Below are 16,550 nucleotides of genomic sequence, written 5' to 3' on the forward strand. Positions count from 1 at the left end.
AGCGGCCCGCACGGGTCGTGCGGAGGCGCCGAGAGCTGTCCTCTTGCGCTGACTGCGGTAGATACCGGTGCCACAGCTCAGGGCGTTCCGGCCGCCATACGGTCGCGCCAGCTCTGCGTCAGGCAGAGTTGGTTCGATCTGGGGGTCGCTTGCATCGTACAGGGATCACCTGCCGTCCGCTGTGAAGCCGGGCACGCCGCCGGCGTCCCGCCCGTGGTCCGTCAGTGCCCCGCCCGTGGTCCGTCAGTGCCCTGTCTGCGATTCGTCGGTGCCCAGCCAGCCGGCCAGCTTGCCGCCCCGGCCGACCGCGCGCAGGCGTCGTTCGGCGGCGTCCCGTACCGGGTCCGTGGCGACGACGAGCAGCTCGTCCCCGAGGCGCAGCACCGTCGACGGCAGCGGCACGAACGACGTGCCGTCGCGCACGACGAGGGTGACGGCGGCCCCGGCCGGCAGCCGCAGCTCGGCGACCTCCACGCCGTGCATCCTCGACCCGGCCGGGATGGCGACCGACAGCAGGTGGCCGCGCAGCCGCTCCAGGGGTGCCGACTCGATGCCGAGGTCGGCGGCGGAGTCTCCGCCCAGGTGCAGCTTGCGGGCCAGCCAGGGCAGCGTCGGACCCTGGATGAGGGTGTAGACGACGACCAGGACGAAGACGATGTTGAAGATCCGCTCGCTCCCGGCGACGCCCTGCACCATCGGGATCGTCGCCAGGATGATGGGCACGGCGCCGCGCAGTCCCGCCCATGACATCAGCGTCTGCTCCTGCCAGGGCACCCGGAACGGCAGCAGGCAGACGACGACGCTCAGCGGGCGGGCCACCATGGTGAGCGCCAGTCCGATGACCAGCGCGGGCACGATGTCGTCGCCCAGTTCGTGCGGGGTGACGAGCAGGCCGAGCAGGACGAACATGCCGATCTGGGCGATCCAGCCGAGCCCTTCGGCGAAGCCGCGCGTGGCGGGCCAGTGCGGCAGTTTGGCGTTGCCCAGCACCATCGAGGCGAGGTAGACGGCGAGGAAGCCGCTGCCGTGGGCGATCGCGCCGAAGGCGTAGGCGGCGACCGCGATGGCCATGACGGCGATCGGGTAGAGGCCGGAGGCGGGCAGCGCCACGTGCCGCAGTCCCCAGGCGCCCAGCCAGCCCACCGCGAGTCCGATGGCGGCGCCGATGGCCAGCTCCAGCACTATCTCGCCGACCAGGACGTACCAGTGCTCGACCGGTCCGGCCGAGGAGAAGGCGACGACCAGGATGACGACGGGCGCGTCGTTGAAGCCGGACTCCGCCTCCAGCGCGCCCGTCACCCGCGCGGGGAGCGGTATTTTCCGCAGCACCGAGAAGACGGCCGCCGCGTCGGTCGACGACACCACCGCGCCGATGATCAGTGCCTGCCGCCACTCAAGACCGACCAGGAAGTGCGCGGCCGACGCCGTGACGCCGACGCTCACCGCGACGCCGGCCAGCGCGAGCGCGGAGGCGGCGGGCAGGACGGGTTTCACCTCCGCCCACTTCGTGCCCAGACCGCCCTCGGCCAGGATCACGACCAGGGCCGCGTATCCGATGACCTGGGTCAGCTCGGCGTTGTCGAAGTGGATGTCGCCGACGCCGTCCTGGCCCATGGCGATGCCGATGCCCAGGTAGACGAGCAGGCTGGGGAGCCCGCTGCGCGAGGAGATCCGGACCGCTGCGACGGCGACGAGCAGGACGATCGAGCAGACGAGCAGGAGCTGGTTGAGGTGGTGGACAGTCAGCGGCCGTTCCCTTCCCTGACTCAGGCGCGCTCGCGCGTGAGCTCACGTACATCGCATGCGATCCACCGCTTTCGCGGCAAACTACTTCGTTACCTTACCTAACTCTTGACGCGTTCTTGACGCTCGGGACGGCAAGATCGAACGTCCGTCCGGGCTGGTTCCCCACTCCGCGTCAAGTGCCGCGGGGCCCTGCGCCTATCGTTGCTCCAGCGCTCAGTTAAAAGCACAGCCCGACCTGCCGCTCGCGTTAGGACAGCAAGGACAGCGATGCCCACCGACACCACCGCCTCCACGGGTCAGCAACCCGGCAAGTCCGGCAGGAAGAAAGGGCGCAGAGCCCGACTGATCGTGCTCGTCCTGGTGCTGGCCCTGATCGGCGGTGTCGCCTACGGGGGGTACTGGTCGGTCAGCACCGTGCGCGCCTCCTTCCCGCAGACCAAGGGCTCGATCACCCTCCAGGGTCTGACGGACACCGTCGACGTCAAACGGGACGGCTACGGCATCCCGCAGATCTACGCCTCCTCCGACGAGGACCTGTTCATGGCGCAGGGCTACGTCCAGGCGCAGGACCGGTTCTACGAGATGGACGTGCGCCGGCACATGACCTCCGGGCGCCTGTCGGAGATGTTCGGCGAGAGCCAGGTCGACAACGACGAGTTCCTGCGCACCCTGGGCTGGGACAGGATCGCCGAGGAGGAGTACGAGAAGAAGCTCTCCCCCGCCACGAAGAAGTACCTCCAGGCGTACGCCAAGGGGGTCAACGCCTATCTGGCGGGCAAGAAGGGCGAGGAGATCTCCCTGGAGTACGCGGCCCTCGGCTTCGAGAACGACTACAGGCCCGGGAAGTGGACCCCGGTCGACTCCGTGGCCTGGCTGAAGGCGATGGCCTGGGACCTGCGCGGCAACATGCAGGACGAGATCGACCGCGCGCTGATGACCAGCCGCCTCGGTCCGAAGCAGATCGCCGACCTGTACCCGGCGTACCCGTACAGCCGGAACATGCCGGTGGTCCAGGAGGGCCAGTACGACCAGCTCACCGGGGCGTACGAGCAGGACGGGAACACGGACGGCACGGGTACGGGGATCGGTACAGGTACCGGCACGGGCACGGGAACCGGCACAGGGACCGGCACAGGGACCGGCACCGGCACGGAGACCGGCACCGGCACGGAGACCGGCACCGGCACCGCCGGTTCCTCCCTGGAGAGTCAGCTCACCGGTCTCCAGGAGGTCCTGCAGGACCTCCCCACCGCCGTCGGCGTCAACGGTGACGGCATCGGTTCCAACTCCTGGGTGGTCGCGGGTGAACACACCATCACCGGCAAGCCGCTGCTCGCCAACGACCCGCACCTGTCGGCCTCGCTGCCGTCCGTCTGGTACCAGATGGGCCTGCACTGCCGCAGCGTCTCCGCCACGTGCCGGTACGACGTCACCGGCTACACCTTCGCGGGCATGCCGGGCGTGATAATCGGCCACAACCAGGACATCGCCTGGGGCCTGACCAACTCCGGCGTCGACGTCACCGACCTCTACCTGGAGAAGATCACCGGCGACGGCTACCAGTACGACGGCAAGGTGGTGCCGTTCAAGACCCGCGAGGAGACCATCAAGGTCGCCGGCGGCAAGGCGCAGAAGATCGTCGTACGGGAGACCGGCAACGGTCCCCTGCTCTCCGACCGTTCCGACGACCTGGTGAGGACCGGCAAGAAGGCCACCGTCGACAGCGCCGCCCCCGACCGGGGCGACGGCTACGGCGTCGCGCTGCGCTGGACCGCCCTGGACGCCGGCCGCACCATGGACTCGATCTTCGCGATGAACCGCGCGAAGGACTGGGACGACTTCCGTGAGGCGGCCACCCTGTTCGAGGTGCCCTCGCAGAACCTGATCTACGCGGACACCGAGGGCAGCATCGGCTACACCCTCCCCGGGAAGATCCCCACCCGCGCGGAGAACCACGACGGCTCCATCCCCGCCCCCGGCTGGGACTCCGACTACGAGTGGGCCGGCTGGATCGAGCAGGACGCGCTGCCCTACGAGTACAACCCGAAGCGCGGCTACATCGTCACCGCCAACCAGGCCGTCGTCGGCGAGGACTACCCGTACACGCTGACCACCGACTGGGGTTACGGCGCCCGCAGCCAGCGGATCACCGAACTGATCAAGTCGAAGATCAAGGACGACGGCAAGATCTCCACCGACGACATGCGGCAGATGCAGCTCGACAACTCCAGCACCATCGCCAAGCTGCTGGTGCCGCACCTGCTCAGGATCGACACCGAGGACGAGGACGTCCGCGAGGCGCAGAAGCTGCTGGAGGGCTGGGACTACACCCAGGACGCCGACTCGGCCGCCGCCGCGTACTTCAACTCCGTGTGGCGCAACATCCTCAAGCTCGCCTTCGGCCACAAGCTGCCCAAGGAGCTGCGGGTCAAGGGCCAGTGCCTGTGGGTCGACCCGGTCAACACCACCGGGCCCGCCGACGAGGCGGACAAGGTCCGCGAGTGCGGTCAGCGGGACGCCGACCAGGCGCAGCCCGACGGTGGCGACCGCTGGTTCGAGGTGGTCCGCAAGCTGATGGACAAGGAGGACAGCGACTGGTGGAAGACCCCCAAGTCGGGCACCCGCCCCGCCGCGGACGACCGTGACGAGCTGTTCAAGCGCGCCCTGATCGACGCCCGCTGGGAGCTGACCGCCAAGCTCGGCAAGGACATCGACACCTGGAGCTGGGGCCGGCTGCACCGCCTGTTCCTGAACAACCAGACCCTCGGCACCGAGGGCCCGGACTTCCTGCAGTACATGCTCAACCGCGGCCCGTGGAAGCTCGGCGGCGGCGAGGCCACCGTCAACGCGACCGGCTGGAACGCCGCCGGCGGCTACGGCGTCGTATGGGTGCCGTCCATGCGGATGGTGGTCAACCTCGGCGACCTCGACAAGTCCCGCTGGATCAACCTCACCGGCGCCTCCGGGCACGCCTACAACTCCCACTACGTCGACCAGACGGACAAGTGGGCCGAGGGCGAGCTGCTGGAGTGGCCTTACTCGGAGAAGGCGGTGCAGGACAGCACCGGTGACACCCTGCTGCTGAAGCCCTGACCCCGGTCCCCGCCGTCGGAAGCGGCCTTCGCGTGCGCGCGAAGGCCGCTTCCGCGTGTGCGGGGGCTCAGCCGAACCGACGTACCCCGGACGGTGTCACCACCGCGTGCACCGGCCGGTCGTGCGGCTCGACGGGGACGCGGCCGGCGACCTCCGTGTCGTACAGCAGCACCACCAGCGCAGGACGCGCGCCCGCGCGGTCCAGCCGGGAGAGGACCCGGTCGTAGGAGCCGCCGCCGCGTCCCAGGCGCATCCCGCGTGTGTCGACGGCCAGACCCGGCAGCAGGACGACGTCCGCCTCCGTGACGGCGTCCGGCCCGAGACGCGGCCCCGCGGGTTCGAAGAGCGCCATCTTCGCGCCGTGTTGCACGCGGGCGAGTGAGCCCTCACCCTCGTACGTCCCCCAGTCCAGATCGTTGTCGGGCAGCAGTGCGGGCAGGAGTACGCGTGCGCCCCGCGTGCGCAGCGCGTCGAGCAGCGCGAGTGTGCCGGGTTCGCTCCCCACGGAGACGTACGCCGCCACCGTGCGCGCGTGCGCCAGTTCGGGCAGTCCGAGTGCCTGCCGGGCCAGCGCGACCGCGGATTCCCGCACGTCATCTGCCGTCAACCCGTTTCTCACCGCGAGGATCTCCCGACGCCATACCCGCTTGTCAGGCTCGTTCGCGCCCTCTTTGTGTCTCAAGTCTGTTCCCGTGCCGTTCCAATATGCTCATATGAGTGGTAATTGATCGGAGCCTCAGATTCCCTGCAAAGGGGCCCGATATGGTGGCGGACATGTCTCAGTCACACCCTCGGATCAGCAAGGCTGTCATCCCCGCAGCCGGCCTCGGTACCCGGTTCCTGCCGGCCACCAAGGCCACTCCCAAGGAGATGCTGCCGGTCGTCGACAAGCCGGCGATCCAGTACGTGGTCGAAGAGGCCGTCTCCGCCGGTCTCGACGACGTCCTCATGGTGACGGGCCGCAACAAACGCCCGCTGGAGGACCACTTCGACCGCAATTACGAACTCGAGTCGGCGCTCCAGAAGAAGGGCGACGCCGGCCGCCTCGCCAAGGTCCAGGAGTCCAGCGACCTCGCCACCATGCACTACGTCCGCCAGGGCGACCCCAAGGGCCTCGGTCACGCCGTGCTGTGCGCCGCCCCGCACGTCGGCGACGAGCCCTTCGCCGTCCTCCTCGGCGACGACCTGATCGACCCGCGCGACCCCCTGCTCCAGCGCATGATCGAGGTCCAGCAGCAGCACGGCGGCAGCGTCGTCGCCCTCATGGAGGTGGCCCCCGAGCAGATCCACCTCTACGGCTCCGCCGCCGTCGAGACCACCACGGACGCCGACGTCGTCAAGGTCACCGGCCTGGTCGAGAAGCCCGCCGCCGAGGACGCGCCCTCGAACTACGCCGTCATCGGCCGCTATGTCCTCGACCCGGCCGTCTTCGGCATACTGCGCAAGACCGAGCCCGGCCGCGGCGGTGAGATCCAGCTCACCGACGCCCTCCAGCAGCTCGCGTCGGACGAGAAGGCCGGCGGCCCGGTGCACGGCGTCGTCTTCGAGGGCCGCCGCTATGACACCGGCGACCGCGGCGACTACCTGCGTGCCATTGTCCGACTCGCGTGCGAACGTGAGGACCTGGGCCCGGACTTCCGGACCTGGCTCCAGCGATACGTCACCGAGGAGATGCAGCAACGTTGAGCACCACCGCGCCCCGCACCGCAGGACCGGACCACCTCTGGTCGGTGGACGAGCACCTGGACGACATCCTCGCGACCGTCCGGCCCCTCGAACCCATCGAGTTGCAGCTCCTCGACGCGCAGGGCTGCGTCCTGGTCGAGGACGTCACGGTGCCGGTCTCCCTGCCCCCGTTCGACAACAGTTCCATGGACGGGTACGCGGTGCGGGTCGCGGACGTCGCGGGCGCCAGTGAGCAGTACCCGGCGGCCCTCGAGGTCGTCGGGGACGTCGCCGCCGGCGCGGCCGGCCTCCTCCACGTCGGCCCCGGCCAGGCCGCCCGCATCATGACCGGCGCCCCGCTCCCGCCCGGAGCCGAGACCGTCGTCCCCGTCGAGTGGACCGACGGCGGGCTCGGCGAGGGCCCGGCCACCGGGATGCGCGCCCGCAGCCTCGCCCCCGAGGGCGCCACCGGGCAGGTGAACGTGTACCGCCCGGCCGAGGCACGCGCGCACGTGCGCGCCGAGGGCAGCGACGTCAAGGCCGGTGACCGCGCCCTGGCGGCCGGCACCGTCCTCGGCCCGCCGCAGATCTCCCTGCTGGCCGCCATCGGCCGCGGCACGGTCCGGGTGCGCCCGCGCCCGCGCGTGGTGGTGCTCTCCACCGGCAGCGAACTCGTCCAGCCCGACGGGGAACTGCGCCCGGGGCAGATCTACGACTCCAACAGCTTCGCCCTCACCGCCGCCGCGCGGGACGCCGGCGCGATCGCCTACCGCGTGGGCGCCGTCGCCGACGACGCCACGACCCTGCGGGACACCATCGAGGACCAGCTGGTGCGCGCCGACCTGGTGGTCACCACCGGCGGCGTGAGCGTCGGGGCGTACGACGTCGTCAAGGAGGCGCTGTCGTACGCGGCGGACGAGGACGAGCCAGGCAGCGGCGTCGAGTTCCGCAGGCTCGCCATGCAGCCGGGCAAGCCCCAGGGCTTCGGCTCCATCGGCCCCGACCACACCCCGCTGCTGGCCCTGCCCGGCAACCCGGTCTCCAGTTACGTCTCCTTCGAGCTGTTCGTCCGCCCCGCCATCCGCACCCTGATGGGCCTGACGGACGTCCACCGGCCGAGGGTGCGCGCGAAGCTCACCGCGGACCGGGCGCTGACCTCGCCGGGGGGCCGCCGCCAGTTCCTGCGCGGCCGGTACGCCGACGGCACGGTGACGCCCGTCGGCGGCGCCGGATCCCACCTCGTGGCGGCCCTCGCGCGGGCCGACGCGCTGATCGTCGTCCCCGAGGACGCCGAGTCCGTCGCGCCCGGCACCGAGGTCGAGGTGGTCCTGCTCGGCTGAGCGCGACCGGTTGGCGGTACCGTGTCGCGCACAGCAGGCCCGTGCGCCGCACCGCCACGGGCCAGGACCGGGAGCGCCACACGATCATGACCGTGCCTTCCCGGGGGGAGACCCCCGGACCCTCCGAACCCTCCGGACCCGCCGAGCGGTCCCGTCTGACCCACGTCGACGAGGCGGGCGCCGCCCGCATGGTCGACGTGTCCGGCAAGGACGTCACCGCGCGCACCGCGCGGGCCACCGGCCGCGTTCTCGTCTCGCCGCGCGTGATCGAGCTGCTGCGCGGCGAGGGCGTCCCCAAGGGCGACGCGCTGGCCACCGCGCGGATCGCGGGCATCATGGGCGCCAAACGCACCCCCGATCTGATCCCGCTGTGCCACCCGTTGTCGGTGTCCGGTGTGAAACTGGACCTGTCGGTCGCGGACGACGCCGTGGAGATCGCGGCGACCGTGAAGACGACGGACCGCACGGGCGTCGAGATGGAGGCGCTCACCGCGGTCTCCGTCGCCGCGCTCACCGTGATCGACATGGTCAAGGCGGTCGACAAGGAGGCGGTCATCACGGACGTACGGGTCGAGGAGAAGACGGGCGGCAAGTCGGGCGACTGGAGCCGGGCATGACCCCCGACGCGCCGGCCGGCGGTGCGCCGCTCGCGCCGTACCGCGCGCTCGTCGTCACCGCGTCCAACCGGGCCGCCGCCGGCGTCTACGAGGACAAGGGCGGCCCGCTGGTCACGGAGGGCCTGAAGCGCTTCGGCTTCGCCGTCGACGGCCCCCGGGTGGTCCCCGACGGCGACCCCGTGGAGGCCGCCCTGCGCGCGGGCGCCGACGCCGGGTACGACGTCATCGTGACCACCGGCGGCACCGGCATCTCACCCACCGACCGCACCCCCGAGGCGACCCGCCGGGTCGTCGACCACGAGGTCCCCGGCATCGCGGAGGCCATCCGGGCGTACGGCCGGGACAAGGTGCCCACGGCCGCCCTCTCCCGGGGCCTCGCGGGAGTCGTGGGCCGGACCCTGATCGTCAACCTGCCGGGGTCCGGCGGCGGGGTGAAGGACGGCCTGGCCGTCCTGGAGCCGTTGCTCAGGCACGCCGTGGACCAGCTGCGCGGCGGGGACCACCCGAGACCGGACGCCATCGGCGGGGGTGCGAGCTGAACAGCCCCTACTGGCCGGTCGAGCTGGTGGACGGCGACGTCGTCCTCCGGCCGATAAAGCTGCGCGACCAGAAGGCCTGGCGCGAGGTCAACCGGCGCAACCGCGACTGGCTGCGGCCCTGGGAGGCGACGATCCCGCCGCCCACGCCCAGCGGCCCGATCACCCATCGGCCGACCTACCGTCAGATGGTGCGCCATCTGCGCGCCGAGGCGAACGCGGGTCGGATGCTGCCGTTCGTCATCGAGTACCAGGGCCGTCTCGTCGGCCAGTTGACGGTCGCGGGGATCACCTGGGGCTCGATGTGCTCGGGTCACGTCGGCTACTGGGTGGACGAGGCGGTGGCCGGCCGCGGAGTGGTGCCGACGGCCGTGGCGATGGTCGTGGACCACTGTTTCCGTACCGTCGGACTGCACCGCATCGAGGTCTGCATTCGCCCCGAGAACGGGCCGAGCCGCAGGGTCGTGGAGAAACTCGGATTCCGCGGGGAGGGCCTGCGCCCGCGATATCTGCACATCGACGGGGCCTGGCGCGACCATCTCGTCTTCGCGCTCACGGCGGAAGAGGTCCCCGACGGTTTGCTCGCCCGGTGGCGCCGGGCACGCTCCGATGGGCGGTCCGGCCACGAGCGGCGTAATCCGGGAATCCCGCACGGCCCTGGAAATTGAATGCATGTTCGAATTTGGGCGAGAGGTGACCGCCTTCCGGCGCGGAATTCCCGGTTCGGGTCGTCCCTCGATCGCATCGGTCACAAGAAAAGTTCGAAATATCAGCCAGATCGTGCGACACACCGGCTCAATTGGCGGATGGCCCCGTGCAAACCCCTCTACCGTGTGAGATGTGAGCAGCAGCGGCCTCATCTATGCAGTCATCGTCGGGGCCTGGGCCGCCTACTTGGTGCCGATGTGGCTCCGTAGGCAGGACGAGCTGAACGAGGCCCGTCCGACCGAACGCTTCAGTACCGCCATCCGATTGCTGTCCGGACGGGCGGGCATGGAGCGCCGGTACGTCAAGGACCTGCGGGCGCGCTCCTCCGAGGAGGGGGAGCAGGGCGTCCACGACCCGGATGCGATCACCGACTCGGTGGACGTCCGGGCCTTCGCCGTGTCCCAGACCCGTCCGCAGACCCGGGCACCCGTACCGTCGCTCCCCGCGGAGCGGCCGGAACAGGCACCTGCCCGGCCTGCGCGCGAGCGCGCGGACCGGCGGACGCCCGAACCGGCCGCCACGCGGGGACGCGTCCCGGCCGCCCGCCGCGGACCGGACGCCCAGCGGCTCCGGGCGGCGCAGGCCGCCGCCGCGCGCGCCCAGCGCTTGAAGGCACTCGCCCGCCGTCGGCGCACCACCACGATGCTCTTCGCCGCCTTCACGCTCGGCACGATCGTCGCGGCGGTCGGCGGGCTCACGCTCCTGTGGGCACCCGGTGTGCCGGCCGTGCTGCTGAGCGCGTACATCGCGTATCTGCGCTCCCAGGAGCGCCGCCGCTTCGCCTACCAGATGGACCGCCGCCAGGCCGAGGCCGCGGCGCAGCGGCTGCGCGAGCGGGAGCGCCAGCCGCGCCGCCGTCCGTCCGCCGAGGACACCGACCCCGACGAACCGGAGGGACCGGAAGCGGGAGTCGACGTCGACCCGGGGCTGACCGCGCTCGCCGCGGACCGGCGTGCGCTCGTCGAGCAGACCGACCACGCCGAGTGGGTCGACCAGCAGCGCGAGCGACAGCGGCGGCCCGGTCAGGGCGGCGACAGCTGGGACCCGGTCCCGGTACCGCTCCCGACGTACGTGACCGCCCCGGTCGCCCCCCGCGCCACGGGCGACGTGGACCTCGGCGCCCCGGACACCTGGAGCTCGGCCCGCTCGTCCGCCGTGCCGGCGGACGAGGCACAGGAGCCGGCCGAGGAAGCGGACCCGGACCCCGACGACGACCGCAGTGACGCCCGCCGGGCGGCCTCGGCCCGCCGCTCCCGCGAACGCGGCCGCACTCCCCTCTTCGACCAGTACGAGGACGGGGCGCGTCCGAAGGCCGCCAACGAGTAGCGCAGGGCCAATGGATTTCCGAGCACCCCGATCGGGATGCTAAAGTTTCACTCGTTGCAAGGGCCTGTGGCGCAGTCCGGTAGCGCACCTCGTTCGCATCGAGGGGGCCAGGGGTTCAAATCCCCTCAGGTCCACTGCACAGTTGGAAGCCCCCGCCGAGAAATCGGCGGGGGCTTCTTCGTGTTGGCGTGGGGGCATCACTCGTTGTCGGCCGGCTCGGCGGAAGGCGTGTCAGGGCGTACGAAGGTTCCCTTGATCGGGACGGTGATGACCAGCCCTTGATCGCGTAGGTCGCGGACGGCTCGGCGGACGGTGTTGACGGCCACACCGTACTGCTCTGCGAGGTCACGCTCGGCAGGAAGGCGTGCGCCCGCCCGCAATCGCCCAGCCCGGATCTGCTCGGCGATGTGATGGACGACCTGCAGATATACGTAGACGTGACTCGTCGGGTCGGGTCTCCACTCACGCTCATCAGCCATGCCTGCACGCTAAAGCGAGGAAAAGCACCCCACCACATACGGGTGCAACCGTATGCTTCCTATTGCTACCTAACGCACCCTGATGCAAAGGTGTTGAAGTGAACCCCGGCGGCCTGGCAGGGCCCCGGGGCACGGTCAACGCTGAAGTGGAGCGTCAACATGTACGACCTTATCCGCCGTATCGTCCGGTGGACGGGCCTTCTCCTCGGTCCTGGGACCGGAACCCACCGTGCGGGCGAGGCCCGCCCCGCCCACGTCGCCGTCCGCCCCGCCGACTCCGCCCGTCTCCCCCTTCACCGCTCCCCGTACTGCCGGCACCTTCCGGTCGACGGAGCCGAGTCCAGGCTCGTTCGCCCGGACCTCGACCTCGATCAGTACGTCGTCGGCGCGGGGAAGGCGGCCGCGTGATGGACTCGTACCCCTCGCTCCGGCTGCTGCCCTGGTCGTCGCCGGACGGAAAGCCCTGCTTCCTCGCCAACGGCAGCGGGGACGGATACGTCTCGCGACTGGCCGACGAGATGGAGGCCCGGCAACTCGCCGACGGCCTGGACGTGCTGGGACGGGCCCGACTGGTGCTGGAGGACCCGATGTCCCCGTACGCCGAGCTGCGGTACGCCGGTATCCGCCTCACCGAGTGCCTCGCCGACGCCCTGCGCGTCGCGGAGTCCCGCGGCCGACGTCTGCCCTCGGCGGACGACAACACCGAGCCCTGTGGTTCGGCGGACGGTGGCGGAACCGGTGACCGCACCCCGGGAGTGCCCGTATGAACCCACGCGCCGCATACCGGGCCCGGCCCCAGCGCCCCGGCGTCGAACAGCTCATCCAGGTCATCGAGGCGAGCCCTCGTCGTAGGAACGGTGCGCCGGAGGAGCACGAAGGAGTACCCCTGGCCATGACCGCACACGCTGTAGAGCCCACGCCGACCGTTCCGCCCATGCCCGAGCGGAATCCGAAGGCGCTGCGGGCCTCCATCGCCCGGCACGCCCCCAGCTCCTGCCCGACAGGGCCGCACGTCCCGCACTTCGACAACCACAGGGGCTGGCTGATCTACGCCTTCATTCCGCGTACCGAGGATCCGCAGATCATCGTGGAAGAGATCCTCTGGCAATGATCTGCTGAAACCGCCCAGGTCCCCGCACACCGCTCCGCCGGGCCGGAAGGCCGGAAGAGTTGCGTGCGGGGCGCGGGGGACCGCTGGGCCGCCGGACGGAGCCCGCCGGGAACGGCCGGGAATGAGCCGGGCCGTGGGGTCAGGCGACCGTCCACTTCTGGTTGGCGGCGCCGGTGCACGTCCGGATCTGCAGGGGCGTGCCGTCGGCGGAGGAGCCGCCCTTGGCGTCCAGGCACTTGTCCGCGCCGATGTTGGTCAGGTCGCGGGCGGAGGTGTGGGTCCACTGCTGGGCCTTGGTGCCGTTGCAGGTGTAGAGCTGCACGGGCGTCCCGTCCGCGGTGGAGCCGCCGCGTACGTCGAGGCACTTGCCGAGGGCGCGTACGGTGCCGTCGCCGCCCAGGGTCCACTTCTGCGCGTCGACGCCGGTGCAGTCGTGCAGCTGGATCGGGGTCCCGTCCGCGGTCGAGGCGCCGGCGACGTCGACGCACATGTCGCCGATGCCCTTGACGGCGCCGGTCCGGGTGGTGTCGCCGTCCCCGGAGGAGCCGCCGGAGGCGGAGACGCGTACGTAGTCGATGGTCATCGTCTGCGGGAAGGCGGTGGCGGCGTTCGGGCTGCCGGGCCAGTCGCCGCCGACGGCGAGGTTGAGGATGAGGAAGAACGGATGGTCGTAGACCCACTTCCTGCCGCCCAGGTCGGCCGGGGTGCGGGTCTGGTAGGTCTGCCCGTCGACGGACCAGGTGATCTTCTCGGGGCTCCAGTCGACGGCGAAGACGTGGAAGCCGTCGGCGAAGGACGCGCCGCCCGGGAGCGTGTACGCGGCGCCGATGCCGCCACCACCGGAGTAGCCGGGGCCGTGGACGGTGCCGTGGACGACGCCGGGTTCGTAACCGACGTTCTCCATGATGTCGATCTCGCCGCTGTTCGGCCATCCGGCTGTGCCCAGGTCGTCGCCGAGCATCCAGAACGCGGGCCACATGCCCTGGCCGCGGGGCACCTTGACGCGCGCCTCGAAGCGGCCGTAGGCCTGGGTGAAGGTCTTGGCGGTGTTGAGGCGGGCGGAGGTGTACTGGCAGGAGCCGTACCAGCACTGGAGTCCGGTGTCGGTGTTCTTGCGGGCGGTGATGACGAGGTTGCCGTCGCCGTCGAGGGCGGCGTTGTCCCTGCTGTCGCGGTAGTACTGCAGCTCGTGGTTTCCGTTGCCGCTGCCACCGGTCTCCATCGTCCACTTGCCGGGGTCGGGGGCGCTGCCGGCCGGGCCGTTGAATTCGTCGGACCAGGTCAGCGCGGTGGTGGCGGCGTCGGCCCGGTCGGCGGACGGTCCTGTGGTGAGGAAGGTGAAGGCGGCGACGACCGCGGTGGAGACCAGCAGGACGAGCCCGCCGAGCGACCACCGGCGTGCGCGGTGAGCGGCCATGGATGAACACACCTTGTCTGTGGGGAAGTTGCGTGGGGAGAGGGTGGGGGTGGGTCGTGGGGAGCCCCGATGCTACGGACGGCTGACAGCGCAACCAACTGCCCGGTTTGCGTTCCAACGGGCTCTGACCTGCCGCTTTTTGACGTCCTAAAGCCTGTGGCTGATCGCTTAATGAGTGTTTAAGGACGGCTTAAGCGGGTGGAGGGGAAACGGGTCGACGGTGACCCGAGTCGGCAGGCCTTCCGCGCGATCCGTGGAGTGGGACGATCCCGTCCGAGGAGTGTGCTCATGACTTCCCGAGCTGTCGTCGTGGGTGCGGTGCGCCGAAGGAGCATGCAGGAGTGCACCCGGTCATGACCACCCACGCGGCGGAACCCGTGTCGGCCGTCCCGCCCGTGCCCGAGGCGAACCCGAAGGCGCCGCGGGCTGCCCTCGCTCGGCACGCTCCCCGGCTTCTTCCGGACCTCGACGAGCACGGGAGGTGGGCCGTCGGGCCCGGTCGGTGACCGACGAGCTGTGGCCCGGGACGAGCGGTCGGCGTTTTACCGTCGGCTGGGCGTGAGCACGCTACGGAGCCGGAGGAGTGGAAACGGGCGTGGCCGCCGACCGGGATCTCACAGCGGACGTTCGGGTCCGGAACGGGCGCCTCGTGCGGTCGGGGGCCGATTGTGCCAGTGGCCGGCGGCGACGCGAAGGGCTTGGCCGCACAAGGGATGACCGCTTCGAAGGAAGCTTGAACATATTCACCGATGAGCACGGGTGTCCTGTCTCAACGAAGTTGGTCGTCCACCCCTGCGCTGACCTGCGTGGGCTGGATTGGGTGAGACGCGGAAACCTGGTTCGTTGAGACAAATCTAGGCCCGCTAACGCAGATGCGTGTTCCGATGCTGGTCGCCAGCCTGCTCCAAGGCGGCCTCGTAGGCGTGCAGGGCGGTGATGACTGTGCCGCGTTCCGCGGGGTCGAGACCCCGCATGACGCGTTCCCAGGCAGAGGCGCTGCCAGAAAGCCATTCGCCGATCGGTGCGGCGTAGGCGGGGGCGATGGCGATGATGCGGCGGCGGCGGTCGGCGGGATCGGCAGTGCGTTGCAGGACGCCCGGCCGCGACAGCTCGCTGACCATGAGGCTGACGGTCGTTGGGGCCACCTCCAGCCGAGTGGCCAACTCGTTGACGCTGGTGGGGCCGTCGTACTCCAGGTGGGCCAGCAGCGCGAGGTGTCGCGGTGCCAGGTCCAGGCCCTGGAGAGCCGGAGGTATGGGCAGACGCTTGGCGCGGCCCACGAGCCGTGGCATGAGCAACAACAGGGTGCGGACGGCCTCATTGACGGCTGGACCGTCCGATTCCGTGGACATCAGTGACCTCTTCCAGATATCTTTAAAAGTAAAGGCTTTGGATTCAAAGGGAACGAGGTCCACTATGCCGCATCTGACCGTCCACCTTCCAGAGAACAGGCTGACCGGGAACGAACCCATGCTCGTCGCCGCACTGACCGACGCTGTTGCCGACGTCTACGGCGAATGGGCCCGCGACCTCGTAAGCATCCGCCTGGTCGGAGTCCCCGCAGGCCGTTTCGCGCAGGGCGGCAAGGCCGTGGACACAAACGCCTCGGTGATCATGGGCGTCCGCGCCGGCCTCTTCGACCGCCCCGATGCCGCCCAGACGACCACACGCCTCGGCGCCGTGCTCACCGACGCGATCACGCGCGTCGTCGGTGATGACCTCCGCGCCGGCACCATGGTCGAACTCGTCGCGTCACCCCCAGAACGTACCTTCGTCGGAGGCACCCTCACCGTGTGACCTTTCATTTGGGCCACCTCACGAGCCGGCTGGGCTCAGGATCAGCAGCGGTAGTTGAGGTGGAACGGACTCCACCTTGTCTCCGCGTTGGCTTCATCAGGCTGTGCCCAGGCCGGTCGCACCTCCACCCGGCCTGGGCACAGCCAGGCGTGTCACCTCGAATGCTCCAGCGTCTTTCGGCTCGATCCGCTCGTCCACACGGACATCGACGGCCACGACGAGGTCATCCGCGAGGCGGACGAAGTAGTCCGGGAGGGTAGTCAGGGAGGAACGACGCTCCCGCTCGCCGTCATGCCGGTGCAACTGGTCAGCCATCCAACCCCCGGCGCGCACGACCGCGCGGCTAGGTTCGCTGAGACAGAAGCTCGAGCGACTTGGTTCGTTGAGAAAACGACTCGAGTGAGTGAGACGGGGCAACGGGGCAAGAGGTACATGCTCCATGGAAAGTGGGAGCACTTCGGCCTCCGGTGTGCGCATGCCGCTCATGTGAGTGCGTGAGTTACGTTCACCTGCCGGATGCTCACGTTTCCAGCAGGGCTGGTGTCATGAGCCCCCGGAAGATCGTGTCCCACCGGGTGGCGCAGCCGGTCACGTACGACGCACGGTTCGCCGGAACATGCCGAGCAAGGACGCCTGCACCGTGAGGCGGGACACGACCTCGCCGCGTCGTCCGGCGCCCGGTCCGGGACGATCGGGCAACGGAGCTCGCTTCGTC

Annotated in this window: 16 protein-coding genes and 1 tRNA gene; 12 read left to right on the plus strand and 5 right to left on the minus strand. The window is 70.3% G+C overall.

Going from position 1 to position 16,550, the window contains the following annotated elements; all coding sequences use genetic code 11:
• Window positions 1–243: 243 nt before the first annotated feature.
• Window positions 244–1,770 carry a potassium/proton antiporter gene (locus tag ACFXAE_RS08010; RefSeq protein WP_384710117.1) on the minus strand — a complete coding sequence of 509 codons (1,527 nt, stop codon included), beginning with the start codon at window positions 1,768–1,770 and terminating at the stop codon, window positions 244–246.
• Window positions 1,771–2,013: 243 nt separating this feature from the next.
• Here ACFXAE_RS08010 and ACFXAE_RS08015 point away from each other — a divergent pair, with 243 nt between their 5' ends.
• The gene (locus tag ACFXAE_RS08015) at window positions 2,014–4,839 is read left to right on the plus strand and encodes a penicillin acylase family protein (RefSeq protein WP_384709740.1); all 2,826 of its coding nucleotides are present in this window, start codon (window positions 2,014–2,016) and stop codon (window positions 4,837–4,839) included.
• A 67-nt stretch (window positions 4,840–4,906) separates the two neighbouring features.
• On the opposite strand, the gene ACFXAE_RS08020 is transcribed toward ACFXAE_RS08015, so the two are convergent.
• Window positions 4,907–5,521 (minus strand): 5-formyltetrahydrofolate cyclo-ligase, encoded by a 615-nt coding sequence (locus ACFXAE_RS08020; protein WP_384709743.1) that lies wholly within the window; start codon window positions 5,519–5,521, stop codon window positions 4,907–4,909.
• A gap of 92 nt (window positions 5,522–5,613) precedes the next feature.
• Between ACFXAE_RS08020 and galU the strand changes: the two genes are divergently transcribed.
• The 7 genes from galU (at window position 5,614) to ACFXAE_RS08055 (ending at window position 11,165) form a co-directional block, all read left to right on the plus strand.
• Window positions 5,614–6,525, plus strand: coding sequence for a UTP--glucose-1-phosphate uridylyltransferase GalU (gene galU, locus ACFXAE_RS08025; protein WP_384709746.1), 912 nt, complete (start codon window positions 5,614–5,616; stop codon window positions 6,523–6,525).
• Window positions 6,522–7,844 (plus strand): gephyrin-like molybdotransferase Glp, encoded by a 1,323-nt coding sequence (gene glp / locus ACFXAE_RS08030; RefSeq protein WP_384709749.1) that lies wholly within the window; start codon window positions 6,522–6,524, stop codon window positions 7,842–7,844. Before galU ends, glp begins: the two co-directional genes overlap by 4 nt.
• A gap of 86 nt (window positions 7,845–7,930) precedes the next feature.
• Window positions 7,931–8,461 (plus strand): cyclic pyranopterin monophosphate synthase MoaC, encoded by a 531-nt coding sequence (gene moaC / locus ACFXAE_RS08035; RefSeq protein WP_384709753.1) that lies wholly within the window; start codon window positions 7,931–7,933, stop codon window positions 8,459–8,461.
• Window positions 8,458–9,000 (plus strand): molybdenum cofactor biosynthesis protein B, encoded by a 543-nt coding sequence (locus ACFXAE_RS08040; RefSeq protein WP_384709756.1) that lies wholly within the window; start codon window positions 8,458–8,460, stop codon window positions 8,998–9,000. Before moaC ends, ACFXAE_RS08040 begins: the two co-directional genes overlap by 4 nt.
• 26 nt (window positions 9,001–9,026) lie before the next feature.
• Window positions 9,027–9,665 carry a GNAT family N-acetyltransferase gene (locus ACFXAE_RS08045; RefSeq protein ID WP_384709759.1) on the plus strand — a complete coding sequence of 213 codons (639 nt, stop codon included), beginning with the start codon at window positions 9,027–9,029 and terminating at the stop codon, window positions 9,663–9,665.
• Window positions 9,666–9,837: 172 nt separating this feature from the next.
• Complete coding sequence (glpR, locus tag ACFXAE_RS08050) at window positions 9,838–11,031, plus strand: gephyrin-like molybdotransferase receptor GlpR (RefSeq protein WP_384709762.1); 1,194 nt, start codon at window positions 9,838–9,840, stop codon at window positions 11,029–11,031.
• A 60-nt stretch (window positions 11,032–11,091) separates the two neighbouring features.
• Window positions 11,092–11,165: transfer RNA gene (locus tag ACFXAE_RS08055), tRNA-Ala, on the plus strand.
• A gap of 63 nt (window positions 11,166–11,228) precedes the next feature.
• Here the strand turns inward: ACFXAE_RS08055 and ACFXAE_RS08060 are convergent.
• Window positions 11,229–11,510: a GntR family transcriptional regulator gene (locus ACFXAE_RS08060; protein WP_384709765.1), complete on the minus strand. Its 282-nt coding sequence runs from the start codon at window positions 11,508–11,510 to the stop codon at window positions 11,229–11,231.
• A 159-nt stretch (window positions 11,511–11,669) separates the two neighbouring features.
• Here ACFXAE_RS08060 and ACFXAE_RS08065 point away from each other — a divergent pair, with 159 nt between their 5' ends.
• The 3 genes from ACFXAE_RS08065 to ACFXAE_RS08075 all read left to right on the plus strand — a co-directional run bounded on the left by ACFXAE_RS08065 (window position 11,670) and on the right by ACFXAE_RS08075 (window position 12,621).
• A complete protein-coding gene (locus ACFXAE_RS08065) occupies window positions 11,670–11,918 on the plus strand; it encodes a hypothetical protein (protein ID WP_384709768.1) in 249 nt (82 codons plus the stop codon).
• Complete coding sequence (locus tag ACFXAE_RS08070) at window positions 11,918–12,277, plus strand: hypothetical protein (RefSeq protein WP_384709771.1); 360 nt, start codon at window positions 11,918–11,920, stop codon at window positions 12,275–12,277. Before ACFXAE_RS08065 ends, ACFXAE_RS08070 begins: the two co-directional genes overlap by 1 nt.
• A gap of 125 nt (window positions 12,278–12,402) precedes the next feature.
• On the plus strand, window positions 12,403–12,621 hold the full coding sequence (locus ACFXAE_RS08075; RefSeq protein ID WP_384709774.1) for a hypothetical protein: 219 nt from the start codon (window positions 12,403–12,405) through the stop codon (window positions 12,619–12,621).
• 139 nt (window positions 12,622–12,760) lie between these two features.
• On the opposite strand, the gene ACFXAE_RS08080 is transcribed toward ACFXAE_RS08075, so the two are convergent.
• Entirely contained in the window at window positions 12,761–14,038 is a 1,278-nt protein-coding gene (locus tag ACFXAE_RS08080) for a family 16 glycosylhydrolase (RefSeq protein ID WP_384709776.1), read from the minus strand.
• An 863-nt stretch (window positions 14,039–14,901) separates the two neighbouring features.
• A complete protein-coding gene (locus ACFXAE_RS08085) occupies window positions 14,902–15,390 on the minus strand; it encodes a MarR family winged helix-turn-helix transcriptional regulator (protein WP_384710120.1) in 489 nt (162 codons plus the stop codon).
• Between the two features lie 118 nt (window positions 15,391–15,508).
• Here ACFXAE_RS08085 and ACFXAE_RS08090 point away from each other — a divergent pair, with 118 nt between their 5' ends.
• Window positions 15,509–15,835 (plus strand): 4-oxalocrotonate tautomerase family protein, encoded by a 327-nt coding sequence (locus tag ACFXAE_RS08090; protein WP_384709779.1) that lies wholly within the window; start codon window positions 15,509–15,511, stop codon window positions 15,833–15,835.
• Window positions 15,836–16,550 lie beyond the last annotated feature (715 nt).

This window comes from Streptomyces sp. NPDC059454 (assembly GCF_042749965.1).
GTDB lineage: Bacteria > Actinomycetota > Actinomycetes > Streptomycetales > Streptomycetaceae > Streptomyces.